The following is a 25,088-nucleotide window of genomic DNA, read 5'->3' as shown; positions in this document are numbered from 1 at the left end:
CCGCACTGATGCTGTCTGGAATAATCATAGTTCTTCTTGCTGCCTGCAATACAACTACCTATAAACACAATTACACATTTACAGGAGAAGGAAAAGTATGGTCGGCTGAATATGTTCAAAAGGCAACAGAGAAGTTCATCGATAAAAAGGGTGAGAGACCAGATTATGAAACCTCGCAGCAATCTACATTTGAGCTTAAATATAAAGGTGAGCAAACGGATCTTGATAAGATTAATTCATTTAAATATAGCTTCAAGGGAACATCAGGTGGAGGAAGTAAAACCTTAGAAGATGTCGAGGGAGTAAGAAAAAGTGAGCTGAAGTCCGAAAGAGGTGGAAGCGGGGCGTTTGAACACGAGGACTCGATTATTAAGGTTGTTGTAGAGTGGGATGGGCAGAAGGATGAATTTGAACTGAAGGTACGTAAATAGTGGAGCATATATGAAAAAGATTCTTAAATTAAAGAAAGCAGGTTGAACATCCATGGTCGTTATTAAAGAAATAGAATTGGAGTCTCTCCATGAACTTGGTGATTTATATCAGGAGCTAATGAATCAACCTTCTGATCTTAATAAAATGGAACAAGTATTTAAAGTGATTAAGACAGATCGTCGGTACATATTGTTGGGCGCTTTTGTGGACGGGGAGTTGATGGGGTCTTTGATGGGGATTGTCTGTCATGACCTGGTAGGAGATTGCAAACCGTTTATGGTAATTGAGAATGTAGTAGTTTCATCGCGGGCCCGTCGTCAAGGTGTGGGTAAAAAACTAATGCTTGCCATTGAAGAAATGGCTCACGAGAGAGACTGCTTTTATATCATTTTAGTCTCTGGAGAGAAGCGTAAGGAAGCGCATATTTTTTATGAATCGTTAGGGTATAGAGATGAGAAGGTGGAAGGGTACCGGAAACATCTAAGTTCCCATTAAAAGGAGGCCTTGATCTGCAAACATTCTTTCAATATAACTGGATAGTTCGTGAACAATGGTACGAGTGGTGTGAGAGTATTTCTGAAGAAGAGCTACTTGGGGCACGTAATGGTGGTGTAGGCAGCATATTGAAGACTCTGTTTCATATTGTTGATGTGGAGTGGAGCTGGATTCAAGTGTTGCAAGGTAGACCGGATTTTCAGGAGGATTTCGAACATTACAAGTCTTTGCAGCAGGTAAGAGAACTAGATGCGAAATTCCGGCCCGATGTAGAGCCCTTTGTACTTTCTTGGCATGCGGGTTTGGAGCGGAATATTTTTGAGGATCACCTAGCGGATGGCCGGATCGTGACGGATACTTGGGGTGAAGTGATGCGCCATGTGATCGCTCATGAAATTCATCATGTCGGACAGTTGTCCGTTTGGGCAAGGGAAATCGGGAAGGATCCAGTTTCTGCCAATTTGATTGGAAAAGGGCTCCGATGATTCTGCAATCGACTGGGCATTGCGTATATCATGAAGTACTGTCGCTGGAGAGCAGCGGCGGGAACCACAAATGACGAAGATCAACCCAGCCCTGACTATTGAAGCTTACGCCTCGGACCGAGGGGAGATAAGCAGTTTGGGTGGGTTTTTCATACAAGATGTGCAGATGATGTTCCTCAAGAAGACGGTTCTCGATCATACTAAAGCTCTCGGATCTAGCCTCAGGGTTAGGTTCTCGTGCAATGGTATAGAGCCAGCCTTCAATATCCGCACGAGTATGCGGTTCTATATGCTGGGAAAGCGTGAGATATAGATCAAATAAACGAAGCTGTTCATCCTCGTCACGAAATAATGAAAAAACAATCAGGTCGGACTCCAGTCGGATCGGGCCCTTGAACTCCTCTGGAGACACGGAAACAACCGTACACGGATAACCTTGACGCTCTAGTTTAGCAGCAATACATTCAGCATCGTTAGCATATTGCGGAATGGTAGTTATTTGCAAGGTGACCTCATAGTCTTCCATTGACTTATGCGTTACAGACGATGACTCTTCTTTTAAACAGGATACGATCTTTGCCCGAAGAAGGGGGTCGCTAAGCGGTCCTTTTTTTTGTGTGTTGCAGGTAACAAATTTACGGATGTAGGACTCTGAATGAATCCGACTCCAAGAAGAAGAATTGTTGGATGAAGGATTCTGAATCACATGAAAAGCCGAGCCAGTATCTGAGGAATCGGACGCAGTATCCCACGGAACATACATTATTTCGACTCGATCTAAATGAGCTCTTCCTAGAAAATAATAAGGAAAAACCTCCAGCACACAAGTGTCCTCATTCATGTCCACAACCTTAAATGGTCCTGTCCCCACAGGTCTGCGGCCAAAGCTAGGTTCGTCCATTCCTTCTAAATCACGCGGAACAATTGCCGCTCTACTCGTACACAAGAAAGGGAGGAAAAGCTCATTGGGCTGTTTAAGTGTAATTTGAACGGTGGATGGGTTTAGTGCGATAACTTGCTGGATTTCTTTGAAAATATAGCTATAGAGTGTCCGCTTTGAGGTTTGCATCAGCCGTCCCAAGGAATAGACTACATCTTTTGCCGTCAGTACTTTTCCATGATGAAACAGCACTTCTTTGCGAAGAAAAAAAGTCCAAATCGTACGGCTCTCATCCACTTCCCAGGCATGAGCAAGACTAGGCACAATCTTATCCCGTTCCCCGCTGCGTCTCACTAATCCGTCGAAGACATGACTGGAAACAAAAGACTCTGCCAATAGATTCATATGAAGCGGGTCGAAGGTATGTAGCTGCTGGGTGATGGGAAGCCGCAGGGTATCAATCTGTTTGTCACTTCGGATTTCGGAATGATGACCAAAATAGGTCAGCAGCCAGCCTTGTAAAGTATCCTGCAGCGAGGAAGAGCTGGCATGGGTTTTGATGCCATCAATAGCTTTGTGAACATCTTTACGGCTGATAGCCTGCATCATGGATTGAAGCGCAATTTCTTCGGAAGGGACAAGGAACTGTAATAAGGAACGACTTCCACGTCCGCGCTTCGGCGTCCATTGGACCCATTCCAGCTGCATCATTTTATTCACAATATGCATGGCATTGCGGTGTGTACATCCGAAGGTCAAGGCTAGCTCATCCATCGTAACTGAGATTTCTGTGACTCCCCCAAACTGCGAGTGCAGCTTTAAATATTGGCTATGCAGCTTCATGTTTTAAGTCCCTTTCAGAAAATAGGAAATTATTAAAAAATTCTTTCTCTTTTTTTTCTTATTTTATCACTTAGAATAAGGATAAGAAAGTAAGAATATGGGGGTGTTTACCATGACCGATGAAACGGAGCTTAAGCTTAATCGATCACTTGCCGCTTTAATTGTTGCCTTCTTACTGGCGATTGTTCATCAGTTGTTGTTCTACGGAAAGTTGCCAGGTGTTTCTTATCCTATCTTCGTTTGTCTGTTTTATGTTTATATGCTTTATTACGCTAAGGCTAAAATGCGCAAACTGACCAAACTCAGTTATTTCTGGTTTGGAGCGATTTTTCTACTCTCGATGACCTATGTGTTGTTTCATAATCTTTTCTACTTTGGGTTGAACCTATTAGTAATCCCTATGCTGATTTTATTACATATGACTTATTTGCTAAGTGATAAACGCCCCTCTTGGAGTCAATTCAGAATACTTTGGGATACACTAGAGCATTTGCTTCCCCAGAACTTTCGCCACTGGGGTACTGTGTTCAAGGACGTCAAAAGTAGCAGTGATAGTAAGGTGAAGGATGGACGCAAGCAAGTGCTGGGGAAAGTGTTTACAGGACTTGCGATCTCTTTACCGATACTGCTTGTTGTGATTACCCTGCTGGCCTCGGCCGATGGTGTGTTTCATCATGTGCTAATATGGCTGCCAAATATGCTGGATCGAATTTCATTTGGTGAAATTATTGTACGGACGTTATGGGTACTCCTGATAGGCATGGGATTGTTCGGCTTAGTATGGGGCTTTGTAGATTCGAAGGTCTATGACTGGAATGTGCAACCAAGGGAGTACGGACCTGTGCAGGCGCCTGTGACCTTTAAGGTTGATCCAGTAATTATGACGACAATTCTTATAGCCATTAACACGGTATATGTTCTGTTCGTATTCGTCCAATTTTCTTACTTGTTTGGAGCTTGGGAAGGGATGTTACCAGAGGGTAGTTCCTATGCTGATTACGCTCGTAGTGGATTCTTCGAGTTAATTATGGTGACCGCGATTAATTTCGTGATTCTAATGCTGGCATTGGGATCAGAAGGAAAGAGGGGAGGACTGCTCCAAAAAGTCATTAATATTATGCTGTATATCTTAGTTGGCTGTTCAACTGTCATGTTGTATTCTGCCTATACTAGACTAACCCTATATGAAGAGGCGTATGGATATACTACGATTCGTTTCCTAGTTCATGCATTTATGATATTTATGGGTTTGCTGTTGATTCTTGCAGCTGTACGGATTGTAGTGCCCCGTTTGCCGTTGGCTAAATGTTATATTGTGCTAGGTCTGATCTCTTATGTTGTTATGAACTATATAGGTATGGATGTCATTATAGCTAATAAGAATATGGAGCGTTATGAGGTGAGTGGTAAGCTGGATGCAGATTATTTGGTTGGTCTGTCACCGGAAGTCATCCCTTCTCTGATTAAGTTCAGTCGTAAGGAAGACGGGATGCTAGATCAATTTTTGAAAAACAAATGGTGGGACGGTGCTCAGCAAGAGCGGAAGTGGCAGTCCTTTAATTTCCCGGAATATCAGGCGCAGCGTGAGCTGGAGAAGTATTTTGCACAGTAAAGGTTAGAAGAAGGTGAGAGGAAAGTGAGAAAGAAGCCATTTAGTAACGGCTGGTTATTTATCATCATTTTTATTACGGTAGGTTTAAGTTATGGGATCTATCATATTTATTTATACAATGCCCCAAGACAAAGTCATTACTCTCGCGTATCCAGCAGCAATCTAGAGCAGGAACGTCTGGGAGGCATCCAGCTGCTTCAGAGTCCCGAATCGCTCACCCAGGCACCTAAACCACGTGACGATATTGAACGGTATCAATATTATCATTTGGACAACGAAACAACAGTAGCCACAGCGCGTGGTGACGATAAAATCATTCTAATTAGCGTCTATTCAGATCTGAAGATGAGTACTGCCAGAGGTATTCACGTGGGGTCTTCTACAGATGATGTGATTGAAGCTTATGGCTCTTCTTATTATAAAAGAGGGGAACAAGGGGCTGATATTATCGGGTATGTGGATAAAATCAATCATCGGAATTTAGAATTTTGGTTACAAGATCAGAAAGTGAATATGATCCGATATAGTGTGGACTCTGTTGTGATGTAAGATGTTTTGGGATATCCTTACAAGCATAAACGCCTTCGGCTTCCTTATAAGGTCGGTAAGTGGTTAAGCGAGAAATATAAGAAATATTGTATTGTGTGAAACTTATACTTTCTTATATTATTAAAAAGGACATATGTCCTTTTTTTGTGGGGTATTCTAAATTACACTTATTTGAGCAAACAATAGAGGGGGCACCACATGCAAACGATAAATGACCGTGAAGCTGTCCGTGCCTTGGCAGTGAAGAACGGTCTGGACGGAATTTTTAGCCCGCTAGTCACGTATAAAATGGAATTGAGACGTTATACGGATGAAGAGAAGCTGTGTTTGGTAGGCGATCAGTTGGATGGGATGTTCATATTGGTTGAGGGCAAGCTCAAAATTCAGACACTGCTGCCGAACGGCAAATCTATGCTGGTGCGGTTTACAAATCCGATATCAGTAATTGGGGATGTGGAGCTGCTTCATCGCTTTCCTGTCAAGAATCAAGTGGAGTCTGTGGGTGAGAGCTTGATTCTTTTTGCCGGGAGAAGATTACTGCTGAGAGAGCTTGAGGAAAATACAGCTTTGTTACGTTTTCTCGTAGGGGAACTTAGTCACAAATTGCATACGCTCGGTCAAGCCTCCGCACTTAACCTGTTGTATCCGGTCGAGAATCGATTTGCCAGCTATTTGATGTCTTTATTCGCCGATAAAAACGGTGACCGACGTGTGGAGGAGATTCGGACCTCAAGCCTTATAGAGACAGCAGAGTTGCTAGGTACAAGTTATCGGCATCTTAACCGGATCGTGCGTCGGTTCATTGATGAAGGAATTATTACACGAAATCGTGGACGCCTAAGCGTACTGGACGAAGAGAAGCTCGCGGAGCTGGCGAACGGAAATTTATACGAATAAAAAGATCTCTAAAGACCATTAGTTCCAGCCTTGGGCCGGACGTAGAGGTCTTTTTGTTTTTTTAAGCGAACATTCAGTTCAAATTCAGAGTGGCTTAAGGGAACGATAGTAGGATAAAAGTACCAATTAGAAACCTACTATACATATAGAGATGAGGAACAACGATGTTCAGAAATATCCGCGGAAAAATGATATTGGGATTTACTGCTGTGATTGTGGTCTTTCTAGTGGCAATAGCAGGAAATACATGGTTTCAAGGAAAGGCTACGATGCTGACGGATCAGGTCAATCGCAACTGGAACAAGCTGTCGCTTGTACAGGGATTAACGGATAAAATTCGTACGGCAGATGAGCTAGGGGCTCGTTATGTGATGAGCAACACAGAGGCTGAGCGGAAATCATATCTGTCTAAGTACGAAGAGACGCTCCCATTGATTGAGAATGCCATCAAGGAGCTGGAGAGTGTTAGATTAAGTGAAGAAGAACTAGAGGGTGTAACGGAGCTGAAGGGGAAATGGAATGATTATTTGATCGTTTTGAAGGAAGCCTTCGCCTTAGCCAAGGACGGAAACTTCCCGGAAGCGCAGAAGAAGTTTACCAATTTATCTTTAGATGCAATGATTGAATCTCAGATTGTATTCCAGAGCATGCTCATGGAGGAAATACAGAACGGGCAGAGTCAAGCAGAAGCCCATCGTAATAACGCTATGATTACTAGCTTTGGTGTGACCGGATTATCGGTTGTTCTTGCCCTAATTCTTGCACTATTAATATCTGGACGAATTATTAAACCACTTCGGGATGTGAACACACAGCTGAAGGAGATTGCAGATGGAGATGCCGATCTTACTCGCAAGCTAAACGTCCGGTCAAAAGATGAGATAGGTGAACTGGCGTTTAATTTTAATAAAATGACAGAAAATTTGGGCTCGATGATTGAACAAGTGAAGCTATCGGCGAATAGTCTCGCGAATTCCTCTACAAATCTTACCTCGGATAGTGGAGTGACAGCAGGAGCGACAGAACGAATATCGGATATTATGGGTGAAGTAGCTTCGGGAACTGCTAAACAGATGAATGATCTACAGACCAATACAATAACAATTTCAGAAATATCGATTGGAATCGGTCAAATTGCCTCCAGTGTTCAGGATATTTCTGAAGCCTCGCATCGTTCTGCGTCGTTTGCTATTGCCGGAGATGAATCACTTCTGGCGGCAGGTCAGCAGATGGAATCCATTAATCGATCTATACATTCTTTGTCACAGCAAGTCCAAGGCTTTGTAAATCGATCACAGGAAATTGGCGGTGCTGTAGGAGTTATAAAAGGGATCGCTTCGCAAACGAATATGCTGGCGTTAAATGCGACTATTGAGGCAGCCCGCGCGGGTGAGCAAGGGAGAGGCTTCGCTGTAGTTGCCGACCAGGTTCGTAAGCTGGCAGAGCAATCCGCAGAATCCGCTAATCAAATTGCGGAAATGGCGAGCGGGATTCAAAGTGAAGCAGATAATGCGATGAAGGTTATGATGAGTAGTATGAGTGAAGTAAGGGGAGGCACGGAGATTATTCAGCAGGCTGGACGTTCCTTTGGTGAGATTCGGTTATCTATAGATTCACTAGCCGAGCAGGTTCAGGAAGTATCCGGAGCTGTGGAAGAGATAACAGCGGCTACGGAAGAGATTGTGGAATCGCTTCGAAGTGTTACGACAATTGCAGAAACGACTGCAGCGAGTACACAACATGTGTCGGCAGCCTCACAAGAGCAAAGGGCTTCGGTGGAACAAATTGCTTCCTCTGCAAGTGAATTAAACTTAATGGCTCATGGACTACAGGGGCTGGTAGCTAGATTTAATGTATAAGGCGAGCTTCGGAGAGTTGAGGGGGAATCCCAGTGCTCTCTGGAGCTTTCTTTTTTTATTTGGTTGAACGTAATATCCCACATACTAAGCATAGAAATTGCCATCGACGTCCACCTGCCTATAACTTATATTATTACCATTATTAGTTAGTTTGTGGTCAACCTCTGGGTATAGATCAGTGACTTATTGAAGTCAGAGTCAAGGATACGGGAGGACAGGCAGCTAATAATAAAACGATTGTTAAGTCTCGTTGAAAACTATCAGGTCCATTTTAGGAGGCGAATGTCTATAACAATACTATTTTGAAAGCGTATTCTTATTGGCTGCATAGCTTCACAAAACTTTGGGAGGTGGTTCTCTAATGATAGCAGCTTCTAAAAAAAATACGGGTAAGTCGGCAGTAATGTATTTTTTGATTGTAATATTGTTTGTAGGTCAATTAGCGTTGTACCCCTCGGTGAGTTTAGCTGCGGGGAATTTAGCCCAAGGTAAAAGCATTACTTCAAGCTCATTTGGCGATGTTTATGTAGCAACTAATGCCAATGACAGCAATCAAGGAACGTATTGGGAGAGTGTAAGTAACGCATTCCCGCAATGGATTAAAGTGGACTTAGGCGACGTAAGCAGTGTCAATCAGGTTGTTCTAAAACTGCCGACGAACTGGGAAACAAGAACCCAAACGTTGTCGGTGGAGGGAAGCTCTGATGATTCTACTTACACTAATTTAGCAGCCTCTGCCAATTACACCTTTAATCCAGCAAGCGGATCTAATACTGTGACCATTAATTTTACAGCTGCGAGTGCTAGATATGTTAAATTGAACTTCACGGCAAATACAGGATGGCCAGCAGCACAGTTATCGGAATTTGAGATTTATGGCAGCACAACGACACTTCCAACAACAGGATATGAAGCGGAGAATGCTGCTTTATCCGGTGGAGCAAAAGTCAATACAGATCATACCGGTTATACCGGAACCGGATTTGTAGATGGCTATTTGACACAAGGAGCAACGACTGCCTTTAGTGTTAATGTTGCCTCTGCTGGAAACTATGATGCCGCATTAAAATATGCAAATGCTTCAGGCAGCACAAAAACGGTAAGTATTTATGTAAATGGGACGAAATTAAAGCAATCTTCTCTTTTAAATCTGGCCAACTGGAATACATGGTCCACAAAGGTTGAAACGCTAGCCTTGAATGCTGGTGCTAATACGATTACTTATAAATATGACGCTGGTGATACTGGAAACGTGAATCTGGACAACCTGATCCTTACTCCATCTTCAGCACCGACAGCAACACCATCACCAACGGCAACGCCAACCCCAATGCCAACGGCAACACCAACGGCAACACCAACGGCAACACCAACACCAACACCAACACCAACACCGACACCGACAGTAACCCCAACACCAACGGTAACCCCAACGCCAACACCGACACCAACACCGACACCAACGGTAACCCCAACACCTGGGACGGGTTCAAATTTGGCTTTGAACAAAAGTATAACTGCGTCGTCCTCGGTCTTTATCTTTGTGCAGACGAATGCGAATGACGGTGATGTAACTACTTATTGGGAGGGGGCAGGGGGAAGTTATCCGAACACATTAACTGTTAATTTGGGCAGCAATGCTGATGTTACATCGGTTGTTCTCAAGCTGAATCCTGCATCGGCGTGGTCGACACGTACTCAGACCATTCAAGTCCTTGGGCATAATCAGAATACAACGGCTTTTACGAGTCTTGTACCTGCGACCGTGTATACCTTTAATCCGGCAACCGGTAATACAGTGACGATTCCGGTCACGGCTACGGCTAGTGAATTGCAGCTAAAGATCACTACCAACTCTGGTTCAAGTGCTGGACAAATTGCTGAATTTCAGGTAATTGGTACACCATCTGCGAATCCAGATTTGACGGTGACTGCTCTTACATGGACTCCAACCTCTCCAATTGAGACGGATGCCATTACACTTAATGCAATAGTTAAGAATATCGGATCTCTAGCATCTGCTGCAACTAATGTGAACTTTTATTTGGGCACTACCCTTGTAGGTACTAGTCCAGTAGGTGCTCTAGCTGCTGGCGCATCAACGAGCGTATCTCTTAACTTGGGCGCAAAAGATGCAGCAACCTACTCATTAAGTGCAAAGGTCGATGAGAATAATACAGTGATTGAATCAAATGAGGGGAATAATAGTTTTACTAGTCCGGCTTCCCTTATTATTGCTCCAGTGTCCAGTTCTGATCTGGTTGCTTCCTCCGTCAGTTGGACACCTGGCAATCCAGCAGGCGGCAACACTGTAAGCTTCTCAGTTGCCATTAAGAATCAAGGTACAGCAGCTTCCGCGAGTGGTGCGCATAACATAACTCTGACGGTTTTAGATGCTACTACGAATGCGGTGGTTAAGACTCTAACAGGCTCTTATAACGGCGTGATCGCAAGTGGGGTGACCACAGCGCCTGTAGCTCTTGGCAATTGGACTGCAGGAAATGGCAAATATACTGTGAAGAGTGAAATTGCAGTAGATGCTAATGAGCTGCCTGTAAAACGGGCTAATAATATTCAGACGCAGTCACTGTTCATCGGTCGAGGTGCGAACATGCCTTACGACATGTATGAGGCTGAGGATGGAGTTATTGGCGGTGGGGCCGTGAAACTTTCAGCCAACCGGACCATCGGCGATCCTGCAGGTGAGGCTTCAGGCAGAAGAGCAGTCACTCTGAACACCACAGGTAGCTATGTTGAATTCACGACAAAAGCCAGCACGAACACTCTGGTTACTCGTTTCTCGATTCCAGATTCAGCGAGTGGTGACGGCACAAATGCTACGCTTAACATCTATGTTAATGGTGTCTTTAGCAAAGCTATTAACTTAACCTCTAAATATGCATGGTTGTACGGTTCTGAGACAAGTCCTGGAAATTCGCCAAGCGCAGGTTCTCCACGGCATATTTATGATGAAGCTAACATTATGTTTGATAGTACCATTCCGGCAGGAAGTACGATCCGTTTACAAAAGGATTCCACTAACACTTCCCAATACGCCATCGACTTCATCAGTCTTGAGCAGGTTTCACCGATTGCTAATCCAGATCCGACTAAATACACTGTTCCTGCAGGCTTTACGCATCAGGATGTTCAAAATGCGCTTGATAAAGTGCGGATGGACACCACAGGAAATCTCGTAGGTGTATATTTGCCACCAGGAAACTATCAGACCTCTAACAAGTTTCAGGTCTACGGCAAGGCAGTGAAGGTTATCGGTGCGGGTCCTTGGTATACAAGGTTCATTGCTCCAACTAACCAAGAGAATACCGATGTCGGATTCCGAGCCAGTGATACTGCGAATGGATCTACCTTTGCAAATTTCGCTTATTTCGGAAACTATACTTCTCGTATCGACGGTCCTGGTAAAGTATTTGATTTCTCCAATGTGGCGAACATTACGATCGACAACATCTGGACTGAACATCAGGTCTGTATGTACTGGGGAGCCAATACCGATAACATGGTGATTAAAAACTCCCGTATACGTAACACCTTCGCTGACGGCATCAATATGACTAATGGAAGCACGAATAACCTGGTGTCTAATATTGAAGCACGGGCAACAGGTGATGATAGCTTTGCATTGTTCTCGGCGATTGATTCTGGTGGTGCAGATATGAAGGATAACATCTATGAGAACCTCACTTCAATCTTGACTTGGCGTGCTGCTGGTGTAGCTGTCTATGGTGGATACGCAAATACCTTCCGTAATATTTATATTGCGGATACACTTTGCTACTCCGGGATTACAATCAGCTCTTTAGACTTTGGATATCCGATGAATGGCTTCGGAGCTTCACCGACTACGAATTTTGAGAATATTTCTATTGTTCGTGCAGGTGGGCATTTCTGGGGCGCGCAGACTTTCCCGGCGATCTGGGTATTCTCGGCCTCCAAGGTCTTCCAAGGTATCCGAGTCAATGATGTGGATATCATTGATCCGACCTATCATGGCATCATGTTCCAGACCAACTATGTAGGTTCCACTCCACAATTCCCTGTAACAGATACCATCTTTAATAATGTTACAATTACCGGTGCGCAGAAGAGCGGCGATGCTTTTGATAGTAAATCCGGAGTGGGTATCTGGGTGAATGAAGCTGCTGAGGCTGGTCAAGGTCCAGCCAGAGGCTCAGCAACCTTCAACAATCTAAAGATTACGAACACGGTAACAAATATTAAGAATAATACTTCTACTTTTACCATTAACGTGAATCCGTAAATTGTAGATCAGTAGTCAGTTATAATGAAGCCGCCTACCCATAAATTTGGGAGGCGGCTTTTTAACTTAGGGAGCTTGCAAGCTCCAGAATCGACAGGAGGTGCCACTCAAGTTACAATGAAGGGTATGTAAAGTAATGAAGGAGGCACTATATATGACACCACTAGTTGTTAACAATATAACTGAGCTGATTGGGAATACACCGGTTGTGCGACTAAATCGGTTGACCACCCCCCAAGATGCAGAACTATATGTAAAGCTGGAACGCTTCAATCCCAGTGGCAGTGTAAAGGATAGAGCAGCTTATAATCTGATCCTGCAAGCAGAACTAGCCGGGCTGCTGAAGCCCGGAGGGACCATTATAGAGCCGACAAGCGGAAATACAGGCATTGGATTGGCTATGAATGCCGCTGCAAAAGGCTATAAAGCGATTCTTGTCATGCCTGACAATATGACGAAGGAACGAATCAATATTCTAAAGGCTTATGGCGCTGAAGTTGTGCTGACTCCTGCAGCGGAGCGGATGCCGGGAGCTATTGCAAAAGCAATTGCGCTAGGGAAAGAAGTGGCAAACAGCTTTATTCCACAGCAATTTGAGAACAAAGCGAACCCTGACATTCACCGTACTACGACAGCTCTTGAAATTATGGAGCAAATGGAAGGGAAGCTGGACGTGTTCGTTGCTTCTTCGGGAACAGGTGGTACGATAACTGGAACTGGGGAAGTGTTGCGTGAGCAGCTTCCAGATATTCGCATTCTAGTTGTTGAGCCGCAGGGCTCACCAGTATTATCCGGTGGAAAGCCTGGACCGCATAAGCTGGTTGGAACCAGTCCGGGCTTTATACCCGCCATTCTGAATACAAAGGTCTACGATGAAATTGTTCAAGTTTCGGATGAAGATGCACTGAATACCGTGAGAATGCTGGCAGCACAGGAAGGAATTCTGCTTGGACCATCAGGTGGAGCCGCAGTATGGACAGCATTGCAGGAAGCACGGCGCCTCGGGGCCGGCAAGCGAGTGCTATGTATTGCACCTGATGCGGGGGAACGTTACCTGAGCATGGGAATATTCTAACTTCGTTTGGAGGAAAAAGAATGAATAAGCTTATGGTAAGTTTCTTTATTGCTCTTATGTTGGTGGGTTGTTCCAGCAACAACTCTATGACCAGTGATGGCGATCATGTTGAGTCTACACCGGAACAAAGTGCTGAAACTGTACTACCTTCACCAACGCTTCCTCCAAGCGCAGAGCCATTACCAACTCCAAGCAAGCAGAAGACTGAAGCTTATCTAGATACTGAGAAGCTGAAGACGAATTTTGGCTTTGCGGATGCAGAGGGGCGGAATATTCTAGTTACCGGGCATGAAAAAGGGCTGGATCAGGAGATGGCACAATTAAATGAGGCTATTGGTGATCAGGGGAATGTGTTAAAGGTTAAATTTAATAAATGGCAGGATGGAACAGAGAACAGCAATGGCCGGGAGATGGCACATAATTTTGTAAATCTGGCGGGTTATCTTTTTACGGTGGAAGAAGCAAGTGCGACCCCGGATGAAACCTACTATTTGACGGATCAAACAGACTTTAAGGTTGATGCGCTTTTGCCTATTGAATCCTTAGAGGGTCAAGAAGCTTTATCTACTGTGGAGGAAAGTATTCGACAGCGTATTGTAGATACGAAAAAACGTGAAATTCAGAAAATCTGGAAGCTGGCAGACCTATCTACAGATCGACAGCTGTATCTCGTTCAATTCGTAAGGCTGGATCAGAATATGTTATTTAGTCTCGTTTGGAAAGAAAAAGATGAATTTACCTTCATGGACTATCCAGCGGTGATTCAAGGAGATGAATATTCGGTCTGGCGGGTGGATGATGGCGGAGAGGTTATGCCTGAAATGTTCTCCATCCTTTTTGCTGCTTATACCTCAGAGGGCCCATTACTCGGCCTGAATTGGTGGGGCTCAGAGGGAGTAAATACGTTTTTTCTGAAAGGAGAGGGAGATTCGTTTAAAGAAATGGATATCCAATATGGACGTTATACTTCACCACTTTAGGTAGGATTTCGCAGTAAAAGTAGAAATGACATGGTGCATCGTGAGATGTATCTTTTTTTTGCTACAATATAAGAAAGCCTGCTTATGATATTATGAATGTCAGCAATCACCTTTTAAAATACTTAAATTTGTAACATTAATGGGTCTATATAGCCCGATCGAGTCATGTCGCTTAGATGAGACGGTGATATTGTTAAGCATAAGATGTGCAGGAGGGGACGGCAACGTATAAACAAATAAAGTATATGATCCTGTTATTGCCAACGCTAATGGTGGGGATCTGGGAGATTGTGCGTCACCAGTTTCTAATGCCTTATATTTCTATGGATTTGGGGAACTATTTGACGCCAGTCCTGGTGTTTTTAGTCAGTCTTGTGTTGCTCGTCCCTTTGTTCTCTCTTATGGAACGGAATCAGCGGGAGCTGGAGCAGGAACGTGCGCTTAAAGATGCAATGAAGGCTCGGGAAGGACTTGCCAAAGAACTGCATGATGGAATGGCGCAATCTTTATTTCTCTTATCTGTCAAAATCGACCGGTTAGAAGCAAGCCGCAAGAATGGTGAGGTCAGTGAGGAAAATGTGGATCAGATCAAAAAGACGGTCCATGAGGTGAACCGTTATGTGCGGCAGGCCATTGCCAATCTGAAGATTCCGGTCTCAGAGCAGAGTTCTTTTTCATTGGAACAGTCGGTAAAAGATCAGCTAACCCAGATGGCGAACGAGATTATGATTGAAGCCTCTCTCGAATGGAGCCTGCAAGATGATGCGCTCTCCCCTTCGGAAAAATCAGAATTGTTATCCTGTATTCGCGAAGCGATCATTAATGTTCGTAAGCATACACGAGCTGGACTGGTTTCAATTACTGGCGCTGGCGATGAGAAGAACTGGAGGGTAGTTGTTACAGACAATGGAGAAGGATTTCAGTATGATCCATTTGAAGTGAGTGGCAGCTACGGACTTCAGATCATGAAGGAACGTGTCGAGGGGATGGGCTGGAAGCTTAGGCTGACTTCTGGTGACACAGGCACCCAGGTTGAAATTACGAAAGGGGAAGTCAGTCCATGAGCCGATACCGGGTTTTAGTTGTAGATGACCATGCGCATGCACGTGAGGCGATGTGCGAGATTTTGTCCATGGATGATAGTTTTGAGGTCATTGGAGTAGTGGAGAGTGGTGCTGAAGCGATCGCTTTCACAGCCCAGTGGATGCCTGATCTCATCCTAATCGATATTCAGATGCCGGAAATGGACGGGCTGGAGACGACTCGCCGGATCAAGCAGGAATATCCTTATGTCAAAATCGTTATCGTTACCGTATCGGACGAAATTTCCCACCTCCTCGAAGCGCTAAAGCAAGGAGCACAGGGGTATTTGCTAAAGAATCTGGCACCTTCCACCTGGATTCAATATTTGCAGGCCATTGTTAATGAAGAAGCACCGCTTAGTCGGGAGCTGGCTTTTCAAATCTTGAAGGAGTTCACCGTACCCTCTGTAACGGATGAAGGGGAGTCGTTGACGGCTAGAGAGAAAGAAATTTTAAGCTGTGTATCTTCTGGATCAAAAAACAAGGAGATTGCAGTGAGCTTGGGGATTTCGGAGCATACCGTAAAAAACCATTTGAAGAACATCCTCCAAAAGCTGCAACTCCAAAACCGAACGCAGCTGACGCGTTATGCCTTGGAGCAAGGGCTTGCTTCGCGTAAACGAGATTTTTCGAAAGATGTATAGCAGGGAATTAAGGACGAAGATATATAATTATTGATGAGAAGAGGCTAACTATGAACAGATTATCTCGAAAAATAATGACGTTATTCGCACCAGCTGCAGCAACACTGTTATTGTTCGCAGCAGTGGCTAGCGCGCACGTAACCGTGGCACCAGCACAATCTAGCACGGGGGCATGGGAGACTTATACATTAAAGGTTCCTTCGGAAAAAGACGTGGCAACTGTACAAGTTGATCTACGAGTTCCAGCAGGTGCCGAGTTTAAACAATATGAGGCTACACCCGGATGGGATGTTACCATTGAGGGGAATAAGGTTAGCTGGATAGCTAATGGTGAGGGCATTCAGAAGGGGCAATTCCAACGCTTCTACTTTACGGCCAAGAACCCTGATGGCGCTGGCGACATTGCATGGGATGCTTATCAGCACTATGCCGATGGAAGCTTGGTGCAATGGTCCGGTGAGGCTGGAACAGAGAATCCGCATTCCATTACTACAATTGTACAAGCTTCCGGTGGGGATGAACATTCTCACGGTTCCAATGTCAAGAGCGATTCCATGAGCATGGAAGAGCATAATGCTATTATGAAAGATGAGGAAAAATCAAACAGTGTCAATCCAATGGTCTACATCGCAGTCGGGATATCTTTACTTGCCTTTTTAATAGCGGCTATAAGTATATTGCGCGGGCGGAAAGAGTAAGCGGAGATCGTTGGATTCCGTGATCTGAGTTGGATACTTTGATAAGAGAAAAGTTTGAATTTATAACTGTGAACAGTCTCGAGTGAAGTTTGAGACTGTTCACGGTTTTTTTGTGGAAATTTGGCAATATGATCTTTAGGACATGAAAGAAGCCCCAGCCGATAAACGACGGGAGCTTCTTTTATGTTTTTTTGTTGTGAATTACTTTTACTTGGCTACAGCCGTTTCCGCTTATAGAAGGTCACAAAGACTGCAGTCAGCAGTAAGAGAAGTATCGCGACCCCAGTAGTGATGGCTTCACTCGTGCTGCCTTTTTGCTGCATAGCGCCAGCACTGCCGCCAAAGTTACCACCCATGCCACCAGGCATACCGCCACCCATTCCGCCACCGCCAGGGCCATTTCCACCTTCAGGGATAGCTGGTCCACCCATGGCACCCGGTGCACCGCCAGGCCCTCCAGTGAATCCACCTTGAGCGGCTTGCCCATCGGTATTGGTCTGCGCACCCTGAGCGGCTTGCCCGTCGGTGTTGGTTTGACCACCTTGAGCAGCTTGCCCGCCAGCTGTTGCTTGCGTGTTACTGCCGGGACCCGCGCCGGCATCAGGGATAGCCGGTCCGCCCATGGCACCGGGCTCACCGCCTGCGCCGCCCTGAGGAGCCTGCCCATCCGTGGCAGCTTGCCCGCTTTCGGCGTTCGGTGCAGCACCACCCGCGCTCTGATCCGCCCCCGCGCCAGTCTGCCCGTTACCCGCGCCGTTCGCGCCTTCTCCAGCACCAGCGCCATTCCTAGCACCACCTCCAAAGCCGCCGCCGCCCATGCCACCACCCATACCGCTTCCCGATCCGTCACCGGAGGAAGGGATGGTTCCGTCGAGCTGCTGCTGGATATTTTTAGCCATGTTCGACATGAAGGTCTTAACAGACTTAATCCCTTCTTCATATTGCTCGAAGGTGTAGAAAGCAGAAGGATCTGCTTTGACATAGCTGGAAATCATCATGTCCAGCTGATCCATTCTAGTTTGAAACGTATCATCCGCTAGATAGCCATTAATCATTTCGCTGACGATCTCGTGATATTTCGCTTTGTATTCGTCGTTAGCAAGTAGCTTCGCAATCAGAGGACGTTCAGCCAGCGTGCCTTGTGTAGGCTCGTCAATCAGTACGTCTGCGCTGCCCATGCCGCCAAAAGCCATATTATAATCCCACGGCAGGATCGAGAAGACGCCTTCGTCTTCATATAAGTAATAATTTTGTTTATTACCACCTAAATAACTGTCCATATTTGCCGTGACCGCATTTAGAGCGATATACTTCAGCGATTCCTCTACGTCGATGTATTTTTCATAATCGGTGCCGTTATTAAGCTCATTCAGCATATCGATCAGAATTTCATCGTTAGATTTATCCGACTTCATTACTAATCCGGTATAGAGGGAAGGGTCGTCACCAAGCCAAGTCAAGTCACTGCCCTGACCGGTCATTTCCCCTTTATAAAGTGCGCCGTAAGAGTTCCCGAAATTGCGTTCCAAATATGCGTCGCCGATCTGTTCCACCGCGAGGTAGAAGCCCTTCAGTTCATCGTTGACGTATACATTAACGAAGGAATATTTCGGCGTCGGGAGTCCGACACTCTCAGCGAGCTCATAGGTCAGAAATTCACGCATATAAGAAGCATCGCTGTAATTGTTATTCAGGTTGATCTTATTGATGCCGAATAAGTTCTGGTTCACATATTCATCAAAAGAAATTTTAAAGCTGTACCGATCAGAGTCTGTCATCTGTACTACACTTCTGAGACTAAGATTTCCTTTGGTCCGCACGGCAACGTTATCGAATTTAACGCCGTTGTACTCAACCGATGCGGTTTTATATTCTTCCGCGCTGGCATTATCCAGCATATCCTGAAAATCATCCGGGTCCAAAGTGATTTTGACATCGACGACCTTATCTTTTGGAAAGACCTGCTCGTCTAGATTTTTCTCGTCGCTCGAGACTACCTTATCCTTAGAATCTGTTGCAGTTTCGTTTGTTGCTGATGGACTTGCGTTCTGGCACCCAGCTACAGCGATGACCAGCAGCAGGCAACAAAGACTCAGCAGGATAGATTTACCTCTTGCTTTCATCTGGGGCACCGCCTTTCATCTTATTATGTTTAGGATACATAGTCACCGCTGTAGCTAATCAGAAGTGCATTTTTTACACCTTTAAGGTCGGAAACTGTGTTGACAAAGCCACCTACTTTATCATCCAGACGAAGCTCTAGTGTTAATTCGATATTGTTTGCAGATACTGTTTTTTGCTTCACGTTGTAGCGTTTCACGGATTTGGTGATATGGTTGTGGACTTCATGTTCACTCTCATCGCTATCACAGTTAATGACCAGCAAATATGGTGTTTCGATAGAAGAATGCTTGATGAAGAGGAACAGAATTAGACCGATTATGATTGAACCCACAATAGCCAAAGTGAAGAAGCCTGCGCCAGTTACAATCCCTGCGACTGCTGCCCAGAATAAGAAGATCAGATCAGTTGGATCTTTGATCGGCGTTCTGAAACGAACGATGGACAATGCGCCGACCATACCGAGGGACAGAACCAGGTTAGAGTTGATAGCGATAATGACAGTGGCTGTAATCATGGTCATGCCCATTAGCGAGACGTTGAAGCTTTTGGAGTATAACACTCCGCTAAATACACGTTTATAGAGCAGATAAATAAAGTATCCGATCAGAAAAGCCACACCTAACGTGATTAGCATTTTCGAGATGCTTATATCGGAGACAAAGTTGTCTATCACCGAGTTTTTAATGATATCTGAAAAAGTATTTGTGGTTGTATCTGTTGTTGCGGTTGCTGCCATTGTTGCTAGTGATGCATTCATAATCAATAATCCTCCCAAGTGTTGGTTTTTAAGAATTTGCGGCAGATCACATATTTTGAAGCGGACTGTCTGTTCAGCCCCTCTAACTGCAGCGCAATCTTAATGTATTCCGGAATGTACTCATCGAATTTCACTTCAAAAATAATAAAGTTCTCATCAATCGCCCGAATCGGATGCAAATCCTTATCAAAAATATCCGTCGAATGCAGACCGGTACGTAATTCTTTATCGAACGTGATCCGCACGTTGCCGTTGTGGCAAACATAGGGCTCGCGAACATAATCCACGATGACCTTCGGCCGAAGAAGGTTATGGCGCATCTGATTGTATAATTCCATGAACAGTGGACTGTCCGGGACATTCAGGACCTCATAGTTACCTGCCATGATCTCGTCGTACATTTGACGGGTCAGCGGCTCTTTAATTTTGGCGATATAATCGTCCATTTTGATTTTTTTCTCAAAGTGAATGATGTTGTCTTGAATGTTGTAGATACGAATACGATATTTGGCGCGTTCTCTGAGACCTCCGAGTTTGTCGGCAAGCGCCGAGTTGTTGATGTCGTCAAAATACAAACTGCGGATATGATATTCGCCACTTTCATTGGCATGCTGGTCTGTATCAATCAAACTCTGTAATCGTTGGCGTAATACAAGGTATTGATGATAGTTAATGAAGAATTTTAGTTCATGCCGGAATTGAAGCTTGTTACTCATTTTCCCACCTCGTTTCTATCTCTATCTCTGTCGTTGGCTAACCTTGTTGCACAACTAATTCTAGGAGACAGACCTTATGCTTAACTTAAAATAGACTGAATGTTAGCTGAATGTTTTACACTGCGTTAACAAAAGTATAGATCTATAGATTTGACTTCTGACTTTCTGGAAGGCTATCTTAGTTAGAAGACTAGAGAGAAAAATGAAGGAGGAGCCGTGATGAAAGACTATAAATTCGCCATCATCCTAGGGATAGTAGTGATTGTTCTGATCTTGGTGGCTGTTGGGATGGAGTGGTCCAAATCCGGGAGCTCCAAGAAATCATCAGCCCCGTATGATCTTGTTACCACCTTTAAGGGAGATGCGGGAACGAGTCGTGCGTTTACTTGGTATACTAGCGATTCCAATTCCGCAGGAGTTCTGGAGTTAGTAAAGGGACAGATGTCCTCTTTTGTAGAATCGGATGTACTAAGGGTAGAAGCAAATAGTAGCGCCATAAAAACGGACCATGGTCCCAGAGGTGTTCACAAAGCGGAGGTTACAGGACTTGAACCTGGGACGTTATATTCTTACAGAGTGGGCAGCGGGCTTGAGGGAGGATGGAGTTCAGTTGCGGAATTTACCACGGAAGAGGTTGGACTAGATAGTGTTACGTTTATCAACGTCGCGGATTCTCAAGGGGAGAGGGCGGATGATTTTAAACTGTGGGGGAAGACATTGAGCAAGGCCTTTCAGACCTTTCCAGAGGCCAAGTTTATTGTGCATAATGGTGACTTAACGGAGGATCCGGAGGATTCGGCGGGCTGGGATCAATTTTTTGGTAACGTGCAAGGCTTGCTTTCGGGGACACCATTAATGCCTGTTACGGGAAATCATGATCAGGTTGATGACGATGCGACGGACTTTACTTCTCATTTCAACCTGCCAGATAACGGGGCAAAAGGTTCTATTGCGGGCACCTCGTATTCCTTCGATTACGGTCCTGTACATGTGTCTGTATTGAATACGGAGAGCAATTTGAAAAAGCAAGCTGAGTGGCTGAAGCAAGATTTGAAGAGCACGGATAAGGAATGGAAGATTGTTGCGATGCACCGTCCGGCTTACGGGGGCAATTCATATAAGAAGGTTGAAGATTGGACGGATATTTTTGATGCATATGAGGTCGATCTGGTGCTGCAGGGGCATAATCATGAGTACTCCAGATCCTACCCTTTGCGGGCTGGAAAAATCGTTCCTGAAGGTGAGAATCCGGTAGGTGCTAAAAAAGGTACGGTATATGTGGTGACCAATGCATCTGGTGGGAAGTTTAATGAGAAAAAAGAGGATCAGTTCTATCATGCGGTGCATTTTCAAAACTACAAGCAAATGTTCGCAGGGATTAGTGTTACCAAGGATAGTTTGACTTATCAGGCTTATGATGTGGATGGTAAGATGCTGGATGAATTTGTGCTTACGCATTAACCAGTAGTAGCTTTCTTCACCGTTAGGGTGGAGAGGGCTTTTTTGGGATTCTTCTGGATTTTTGATTTGACACTCCTCTTAGGGGAGGCATTTATGCTTGTGAAATGTAATCTAAGGTGTGAAAATGGTACGATTTTTAGAGACAAACTTCATGAAAATACAACCATTTTCTATCGATTATGAAAAACATTACCATTATAATGAAAGCGTTATCAGAAAAATTTAAATAGTCGAATTTAGGGGGGAGGGAAGAAGCAGGGATACAGAGTAGGAGGAAAGCAAAAGCAAACCAATAAAATTGTAGGAGGCGTAAAACGTGATTCGTAATCGTATCCGAAAAACTGGATTGTTAATCCTGCTTGGCGCGATGATAGGCTCTTTATTCTCTGCATTCCCAGCTACTACTCATGCGGCCGCAAGTGAACCTTACAATTGGAAGAGTGTTGTAACGGGAGCCGGCGGTGGTTTTGTACCCGGAATTATTTTTAATCAGTCCGAACCCAATTTAATTTATGCCAGAACAGATATTGGTGGTGCGTATCGATGGAATCAGGCTACCTCTAGTTGGACTTCGATTAGTGACTCCGTAGGCTGGGTCGATTGGAATAAGAATGGTGTAGATGCCCTTGCTACAGATCCTATTGATCCGAACAAAGTCTATATGGCAACAGGTACTTATACTAACTCCTGGGATAATAACGGTCAGATCATGCGTTCTAGTGACCGGGGAAACACCTGGCAAACCACTCCGCTGCCTTTTAAGGTAGGTGGCAATATGCCGGGCCGCTCTGCGGGTGAACGCCTCGTCATTGACCCGAATAAGAATAATATTTTATTCTTCGGAGCCAGAAGTGGCAATGGGCTCTGGAAAAGTACGGACTCCGGTGTTACTTGGTCGAAGGTAACCTCCTTTACGAATGTAGGAACATATATTCAGAATCCGACACTGGATTATGGAAATGATCTCGTTGGCTTATCCTGGATTACGTTCGATAAGAGCACAGGAACACTTGGCAATGCGACTCAAACGATATATGTAGGGGTTGCCGATACAGCAAGCAGCGTATATCGAAGTACAGATGGAGGCGTAACTTGGACAGCTCTGGCAGGACAACCTTCAGGCTACTTGCCACATCATGGCGTGCTTTCATCTACAGGCGATCTGTATATTACTTATAGCAATGGTGTAGGTCCTTATGACGGAAGTAAAGGTGAGGTTTGGAAATACAATAAAACAAGCGGTGCATGGACGAACATCAGTCCTTCAACCGGAACGGATAATTGGTATGGCTTCGGTGGTTTAGCTGTGGATGCACAGAATCCTAACACAGTTATGGTATCCAGTTTAAACGCTTGGTGGCCTGATGAAGTGATTTTCCGCAGTACTAACGGTGGTGCAACATGGAGCCGAATTTGGGACTGGGGCAATTATCCAGAACGAACTTATAAGTTCAGTATGGATATCACAGCAGCACCTTGGCTCGATCACGGAACGACTTCGACCTCTCTTGATCCTTCACCAAAACTGGGCTGGATGATGGGCGATCTGGAAATTGATCCTTTCAACTCTAACCGGATGATGTATGGGACGGGGGCTACCATTTATGGCTCAAACAATTTGACCTCATGGGATACCGGAGGCAAGGTGAATATCTCTGTTATGGCAAAAGGTGTGGAGGAAACTGCAGTATTAGGGTTGATAAGCCCGCCAACGGGAACCTCCCATTTGATCACTGCACTTGGTGACGTTTCTGGTTTCCGTCATGAGGATTTGTCGGTAGCTCCAACTAAATTCCAGACTAGTCCTTCATGGGCAACAACAATGAGTATTGATTATGCAGAGTTGAGTCCATCATATATGGTACGGGTAGGCAGTGCAGATAAAGAGAAGACACCAAGTATGAAATCCATTGGTATCTCTAACGATGGTGGAGTGAACTGGTACATGCCAAATTCCGAACCGTCAAATGGCACCAAAACAACAGTGGGGCATGGACAAGTAGCTGTGTCTGCAAGTGGGAACTCTATTTTGTGGAGCACCTCGGATATTGGTGTGTACTACTCCAAAACAACAGGTAACTCTTGGACAGCAAGCGCCGGATTACCTGCAGGAGCAAAAGTAGCATCTGACCGAGTGAATGCTAACAAATTTTATGGATTTTTTGCTGGGGTCTTCTATGTTAGTGTGGATGGCGGAGCTACATTTACTGCCACTTCAGCTTCAGGTTTCCCAACCAATAATGTAGCTGGATTACAGCCGAATGAAGCTCAGATCAGCATGAAAGCAGTACCAGGTATTGAAGGTGACATCTGGTTTGCAGGAGGAAATACGACTGAGAATAAGTATGGTTTGTGGCACTCCACGAACTCTGGTGCGAGCTTCACGAAGTTAACCAACGTACAAGAAGCTGATCTCATTGGTTATGGAAAGGCTGCGCCGGGTCAAACTTACATGGCACTATACACGGTAGCGAAGATTGATGGCGTGCGGGGTGTCTTCCGTTCCGATGATGTTGGCGCAACTTGGGTTCGTATTAATGACGATGCCCACCAATACGCCAAGATTAATATGGCGATTACTGGTGACCCAAGAATTTACGGACGTGTATATCTCGGAACGAATGGCCGAGGCACATTGTATGCTGATCCTGTCAATCTACCAGCTACAGGCTCAACCATTACTCCAACAACTGCAAGCTTCGATAAGAAAACAGCGAATCAGGCCGACGTCGCAGTAACCATGACGCTGAATGGACACACGCTCAGCACAATCAAGAACGGAACGGCGACATTGGTTAGTGGTACAGATTACACGGTCAGTGGATCTACCGTCACCCTTAAGAAGGCGTATCTAGCGACGCAAGCGGTAGGAACGACCACGCTGACGTTCAGCTTTAGCGCAGGTGCGACGCAATCCTTAGCGGTTGCGGTGACGGATACGACAACACCAGTAAGTAACTCCACGATAACACCAACAACCGCAAGCTTTGATAAGAAAACAGCGAATCAGGCCGACGTCGCAGTAACCATGACGCTGAATGGAAACACGCTCAGCACAATCAAGAACGGAACGGCAAGCCTTGCAGCTGGAACGGACTATACTGTCAGCGGTTCAACAGTAACCCTTAAGAAGGCGTATCTAGCGACGCAAGCGGTAGGAACGACCACGCTGACGTTCAGCTTTAGCGCAGGTGCGACGCAATCCTTAGCGGTTGCG

19 protein-coding genes are annotated in these 25,088 nt (G+C 45.0%); 15 read left to right on the top strand and 4 right to left on the bottom strand.

The window, feature by feature from the left end; translation table 11 throughout:
* Nucleotides 1-8: 8 nt before the first annotated feature.
* The 3 genes from ACFWMP_RS03370 to ACFWMP_RS03360 are packed head-to-tail and all read left to right on the top strand — an operon-like array spanning nucleotide 9 to nucleotide 1,412.
* Entirely contained in the window at nucleotides 9-431 is a 423-nt protein-coding gene (locus ACFWMP_RS03370) for a hypothetical protein (protein WP_052404247.1), read from the top strand.
* Between the two features lie 52 nt (nucleotides 432-483).
* Entirely contained in the window at nucleotides 484-927 is a 444-nt protein-coding gene (locus ACFWMP_RS03365; protein WP_379421955.1) for a GNAT family N-acetyltransferase, read from the top strand.
* 14 nt (nucleotides 928-941) lie between these two features.
* Entirely contained in the window at nucleotides 942-1,412 is a 471-nt protein-coding gene (locus ACFWMP_RS03360) for a DinB family protein (RefSeq protein ID WP_379423492.1), read from the top strand.
* 28 nt (nucleotides 1,413-1,440) lie between these two features.
* On the opposite strand, the gene ACFWMP_RS03355 is transcribed toward ACFWMP_RS03360, so the two are convergent.
* Nucleotides 1,441-3,135 (bottom strand): ABC transporter substrate-binding protein, encoded by a 1,695-nt coding sequence (locus ACFWMP_RS03355; RefSeq protein WP_379421953.1) that lies wholly within the window; start codon nucleotides 3,133-3,135, stop codon nucleotides 1,441-1,443.
* A 112-nt stretch (nucleotides 3,136-3,247) separates the two neighbouring features.
* On the opposite strand from ACFWMP_RS03355, the gene ACFWMP_RS03350 reads away from it, so the two are divergent.
* From ACFWMP_RS03350 to ACFWMP_RS03305, 10 genes are all read left to right on the top strand, one after another.
* Nucleotides 3,248-4,747, top strand: coding sequence for a DUF4153 domain-containing protein (locus tag ACFWMP_RS03350; RefSeq protein WP_379421951.1), 1,500 nt, complete (start codon nucleotides 3,248-3,250; stop codon nucleotides 4,745-4,747).
* A gap of 24 nt (nucleotides 4,748-4,771) precedes the next feature.
* Entirely contained in the window at nucleotides 4,772-5,296 is a 525-nt protein-coding gene (locus ACFWMP_RS03345; RefSeq protein ID WP_379421949.1) for a hypothetical protein, read from the top strand.
* A 198-nt stretch (nucleotides 5,297-5,494) separates the two neighbouring features.
* Nucleotides 5,495-6,193, top strand: coding sequence for a Crp/Fnr family transcriptional regulator (locus ACFWMP_RS03340; protein WP_379421947.1), 699 nt, complete (start codon nucleotides 5,495-5,497; stop codon nucleotides 6,191-6,193).
* Nucleotides 6,194-6,357: 164 nt separating this feature from the next.
* Entirely contained in the window at nucleotides 6,358-8,052 is a 1,695-nt protein-coding gene (locus ACFWMP_RS03335; protein ID WP_379421945.1) for a methyl-accepting chemotaxis protein, read from the top strand.
* 361 nt (nucleotides 8,053-8,413) lie between these two features.
* Nucleotides 8,414-12,334 carry a galactose-binding domain-containing protein gene (locus ACFWMP_RS03330; RefSeq protein ID WP_379421943.1) on the top strand — a complete coding sequence of 1,307 codons (3,921 nt, stop codon included), beginning with the start codon at nucleotides 8,414-8,416 and terminating at the stop codon, nucleotides 12,332-12,334.
* A 154-nt stretch (nucleotides 12,335-12,488) separates the two neighbouring features.
* A complete protein-coding gene (gene cysK, locus ACFWMP_RS03325) occupies nucleotides 12,489-13,409 on the top strand; it encodes a cysteine synthase A (protein WP_042187183.1) in 921 nt (306 codons plus the stop codon).
* Nucleotides 13,410-13,429: 20 nt separating this feature from the next.
* A complete protein-coding gene (locus ACFWMP_RS03320) occupies nucleotides 13,430-14,389 on the top strand; it encodes a hypothetical protein (protein WP_379421940.1) in 960 nt (319 codons plus the stop codon).
* Nucleotides 14,390-14,658: 269 nt separating this feature from the next.
* Nucleotides 14,659-15,453, top strand: coding sequence for a sensor histidine kinase (locus ACFWMP_RS03315; protein WP_379421938.1), 795 nt, complete (start codon nucleotides 14,659-14,661; stop codon nucleotides 15,451-15,453).
* Complete coding sequence (locus ACFWMP_RS03310) at nucleotides 15,450-16,115, top strand: response regulator (RefSeq protein ID WP_042187189.1); 666 nt, start codon at nucleotides 15,450-15,452, stop codon at nucleotides 16,113-16,115. The genes ACFWMP_RS03315 and ACFWMP_RS03310 overlap by 4 nt, the downstream gene beginning before the upstream one ends.
* Before the next feature lie 50 nt (nucleotides 16,116-16,165).
* The gene (locus ACFWMP_RS03305; protein WP_379421935.1) at nucleotides 16,166-16,813 is read left to right on the top strand and encodes a DUF1775 domain-containing protein; all 648 of its coding nucleotides are present in this window, start codon (nucleotides 16,166-16,168) and stop codon (nucleotides 16,811-16,813) included.
* Between the two features lie 215 nt (nucleotides 16,814-17,028).
* Here ACFWMP_RS03305 and ACFWMP_RS03300 read toward each other — a convergent pair whose 3' ends face one another.
* Genes ACFWMP_RS03300 through ACFWMP_RS03290 form a run of 3 tightly spaced genes read right to left on the bottom strand, consistent with a single transcriptional unit; the run spans nucleotide 17,029 to nucleotide 20,410 of the window.
* A complete protein-coding gene (locus ACFWMP_RS03300) occupies nucleotides 17,029-18,936 on the bottom strand; it encodes a CotH kinase family protein (RefSeq protein WP_379421933.1) in 1,908 nt (635 codons plus the stop codon).
* Nucleotides 18,937-18,965: 29 nt separating this feature from the next.
* The gene (locus ACFWMP_RS03295) at nucleotides 18,966-19,673 is read right to left on the bottom strand and encodes a DUF4956 domain-containing protein (protein ID WP_339248529.1); all 708 of its coding nucleotides are present in this window, start codon (nucleotides 19,671-19,673) and stop codon (nucleotides 18,966-18,968) included.
* A 23-nt stretch (nucleotides 19,674-19,696) separates the two neighbouring features.
* Nucleotides 19,697-20,410, bottom strand: coding sequence for a polyphosphate polymerase domain-containing protein (locus ACFWMP_RS03290; RefSeq protein WP_076298420.1), 714 nt, complete (start codon nucleotides 20,408-20,410; stop codon nucleotides 19,697-19,699).
* A gap of 219 nt (nucleotides 20,411-20,629) precedes the next feature.
* Here ACFWMP_RS03290 and ACFWMP_RS03285 point away from each other — a divergent pair, with 219 nt between their 5' ends.
* Complete coding sequence (locus tag ACFWMP_RS03285; protein WP_379421931.1) at nucleotides 20,630-21,871, top strand: purple acid phosphatase family protein; 1,242 nt, start codon at nucleotides 20,630-20,632, stop codon at nucleotides 21,869-21,871.
* Nucleotides 21,872-22,238: 367 nt separating this feature from the next.
* A partial coding sequence (locus tag ACFWMP_RS03280; RefSeq protein ID WP_379423490.1) for a X2-like carbohydrate binding domain-containing protein occupies nucleotides 22,239-25,088 on the top strand: 2,850 nt, incomplete at its 3' end.

The organism is Paenibacillus sp. NPDC058367 (assembly GCF_042723305.1).
Lineage (GTDB): Bacteria > Bacillota > Bacilli > Paenibacillales > Paenibacillaceae > Paenibacillus_AQ.
Note: the sequence above shows the minus strand (reverse complement) of the source record. Positions and strands in the feature narration are given on the sequence as shown.

Excerpts from the sequence above, each read along its gene's own strand:
- ACFWMP_RS03370 (WP_052404247.1), top strand. The coding sequence starts at position 9 with ATGCTGTCTGGAATAATCATAGTTCTTCTTGCTGCCTGCAATACAACT.
- ACFWMP_RS03365 (WP_379421955.1), top strand. The coding sequence starts at position 484 with ATGGTCGTTATTAAAGAAATAGAATTGGAGTCTCTCCATGAACTTGGT.
- ACFWMP_RS03355 (WP_379421953.1), bottom strand. The coding sequence starts at position 3,135 with ATGAAGCTGCATAGCCAATATTTAAAGCTGCACTCGCAGTTTGGGGGA.
- ACFWMP_RS03350 (WP_379421951.1), top strand. The coding sequence starts at position 3,248 with ATGACCGATGAAACGGAGCTTAAGCTTAATCGATCACTTGCCGCTTTA.
- ACFWMP_RS03340 (WP_379421947.1), top strand. The coding sequence starts at position 5,495 with ATGCAAACGATAAATGACCGTGAAGCTGTCCGTGCCTTGGCAGTGAAG.
- ACFWMP_RS03335 (WP_379421945.1), top strand. The coding sequence starts at position 6,358 with ATGTTCAGAAATATCCGCGGAAAAATGATATTGGGATTTACTGCTGTG.
- ACFWMP_RS03330 (WP_379421943.1), top strand. The coding sequence starts at position 8,414 with ATGATAGCAGCTTCTAAAAAAAATACGGGTAAGTCGGCAGTAATGTAT.
- cysK (WP_042187183.1), top strand. The coding sequence starts at position 12,489 with ATGACACCACTAGTTGTTAACAATATAACTGAGCTGATTGGGAATACA.
- ACFWMP_RS03320 (WP_379421940.1), top strand. The coding sequence starts at position 13,430 with ATGAATAAGCTTATGGTAAGTTTCTTTATTGCTCTTATGTTGGTGGGT.
- ACFWMP_RS03315 (WP_379421938.1), top strand. The coding sequence starts at position 14,659 with ATGGTGGGGATCTGGGAGATTGTGCGTCACCAGTTTCTAATGCCTTAT.
- ACFWMP_RS03310 (WP_042187189.1), top strand. The coding sequence starts at position 15,450 with ATGAGCCGATACCGGGTTTTAGTTGTAGATGACCATGCGCATGCACGT.
- ACFWMP_RS03305 (WP_379421935.1), top strand. The coding sequence starts at position 16,166 with ATGAACAGATTATCTCGAAAAATAATGACGTTATTCGCACCAGCTGCA.
- ACFWMP_RS03300 (WP_379421933.1), bottom strand. The coding sequence starts at position 18,936 with ATGAAAGCAAGAGGTAAATCTATCCTGCTGAGTCTTTGTTGCCTGCTG.
- ACFWMP_RS03295 (WP_339248529.1), bottom strand. The coding sequence starts at position 19,673 with ATGGCAGCAACCGCAACAACAGATACAACCACAAATACTTTTTCAGAT.
- ACFWMP_RS03290 (WP_076298420.1), bottom strand. The coding sequence starts at position 20,410 with ATGAGTAACAAGCTTCAATTCCGGCATGAACTAAAATTCTTCATTAAC.
- ACFWMP_RS03285 (WP_379421931.1), top strand. The coding sequence starts at position 20,630 with ATGAAAGACTATAAATTCGCCATCATCCTAGGGATAGTAGTGATTGTT.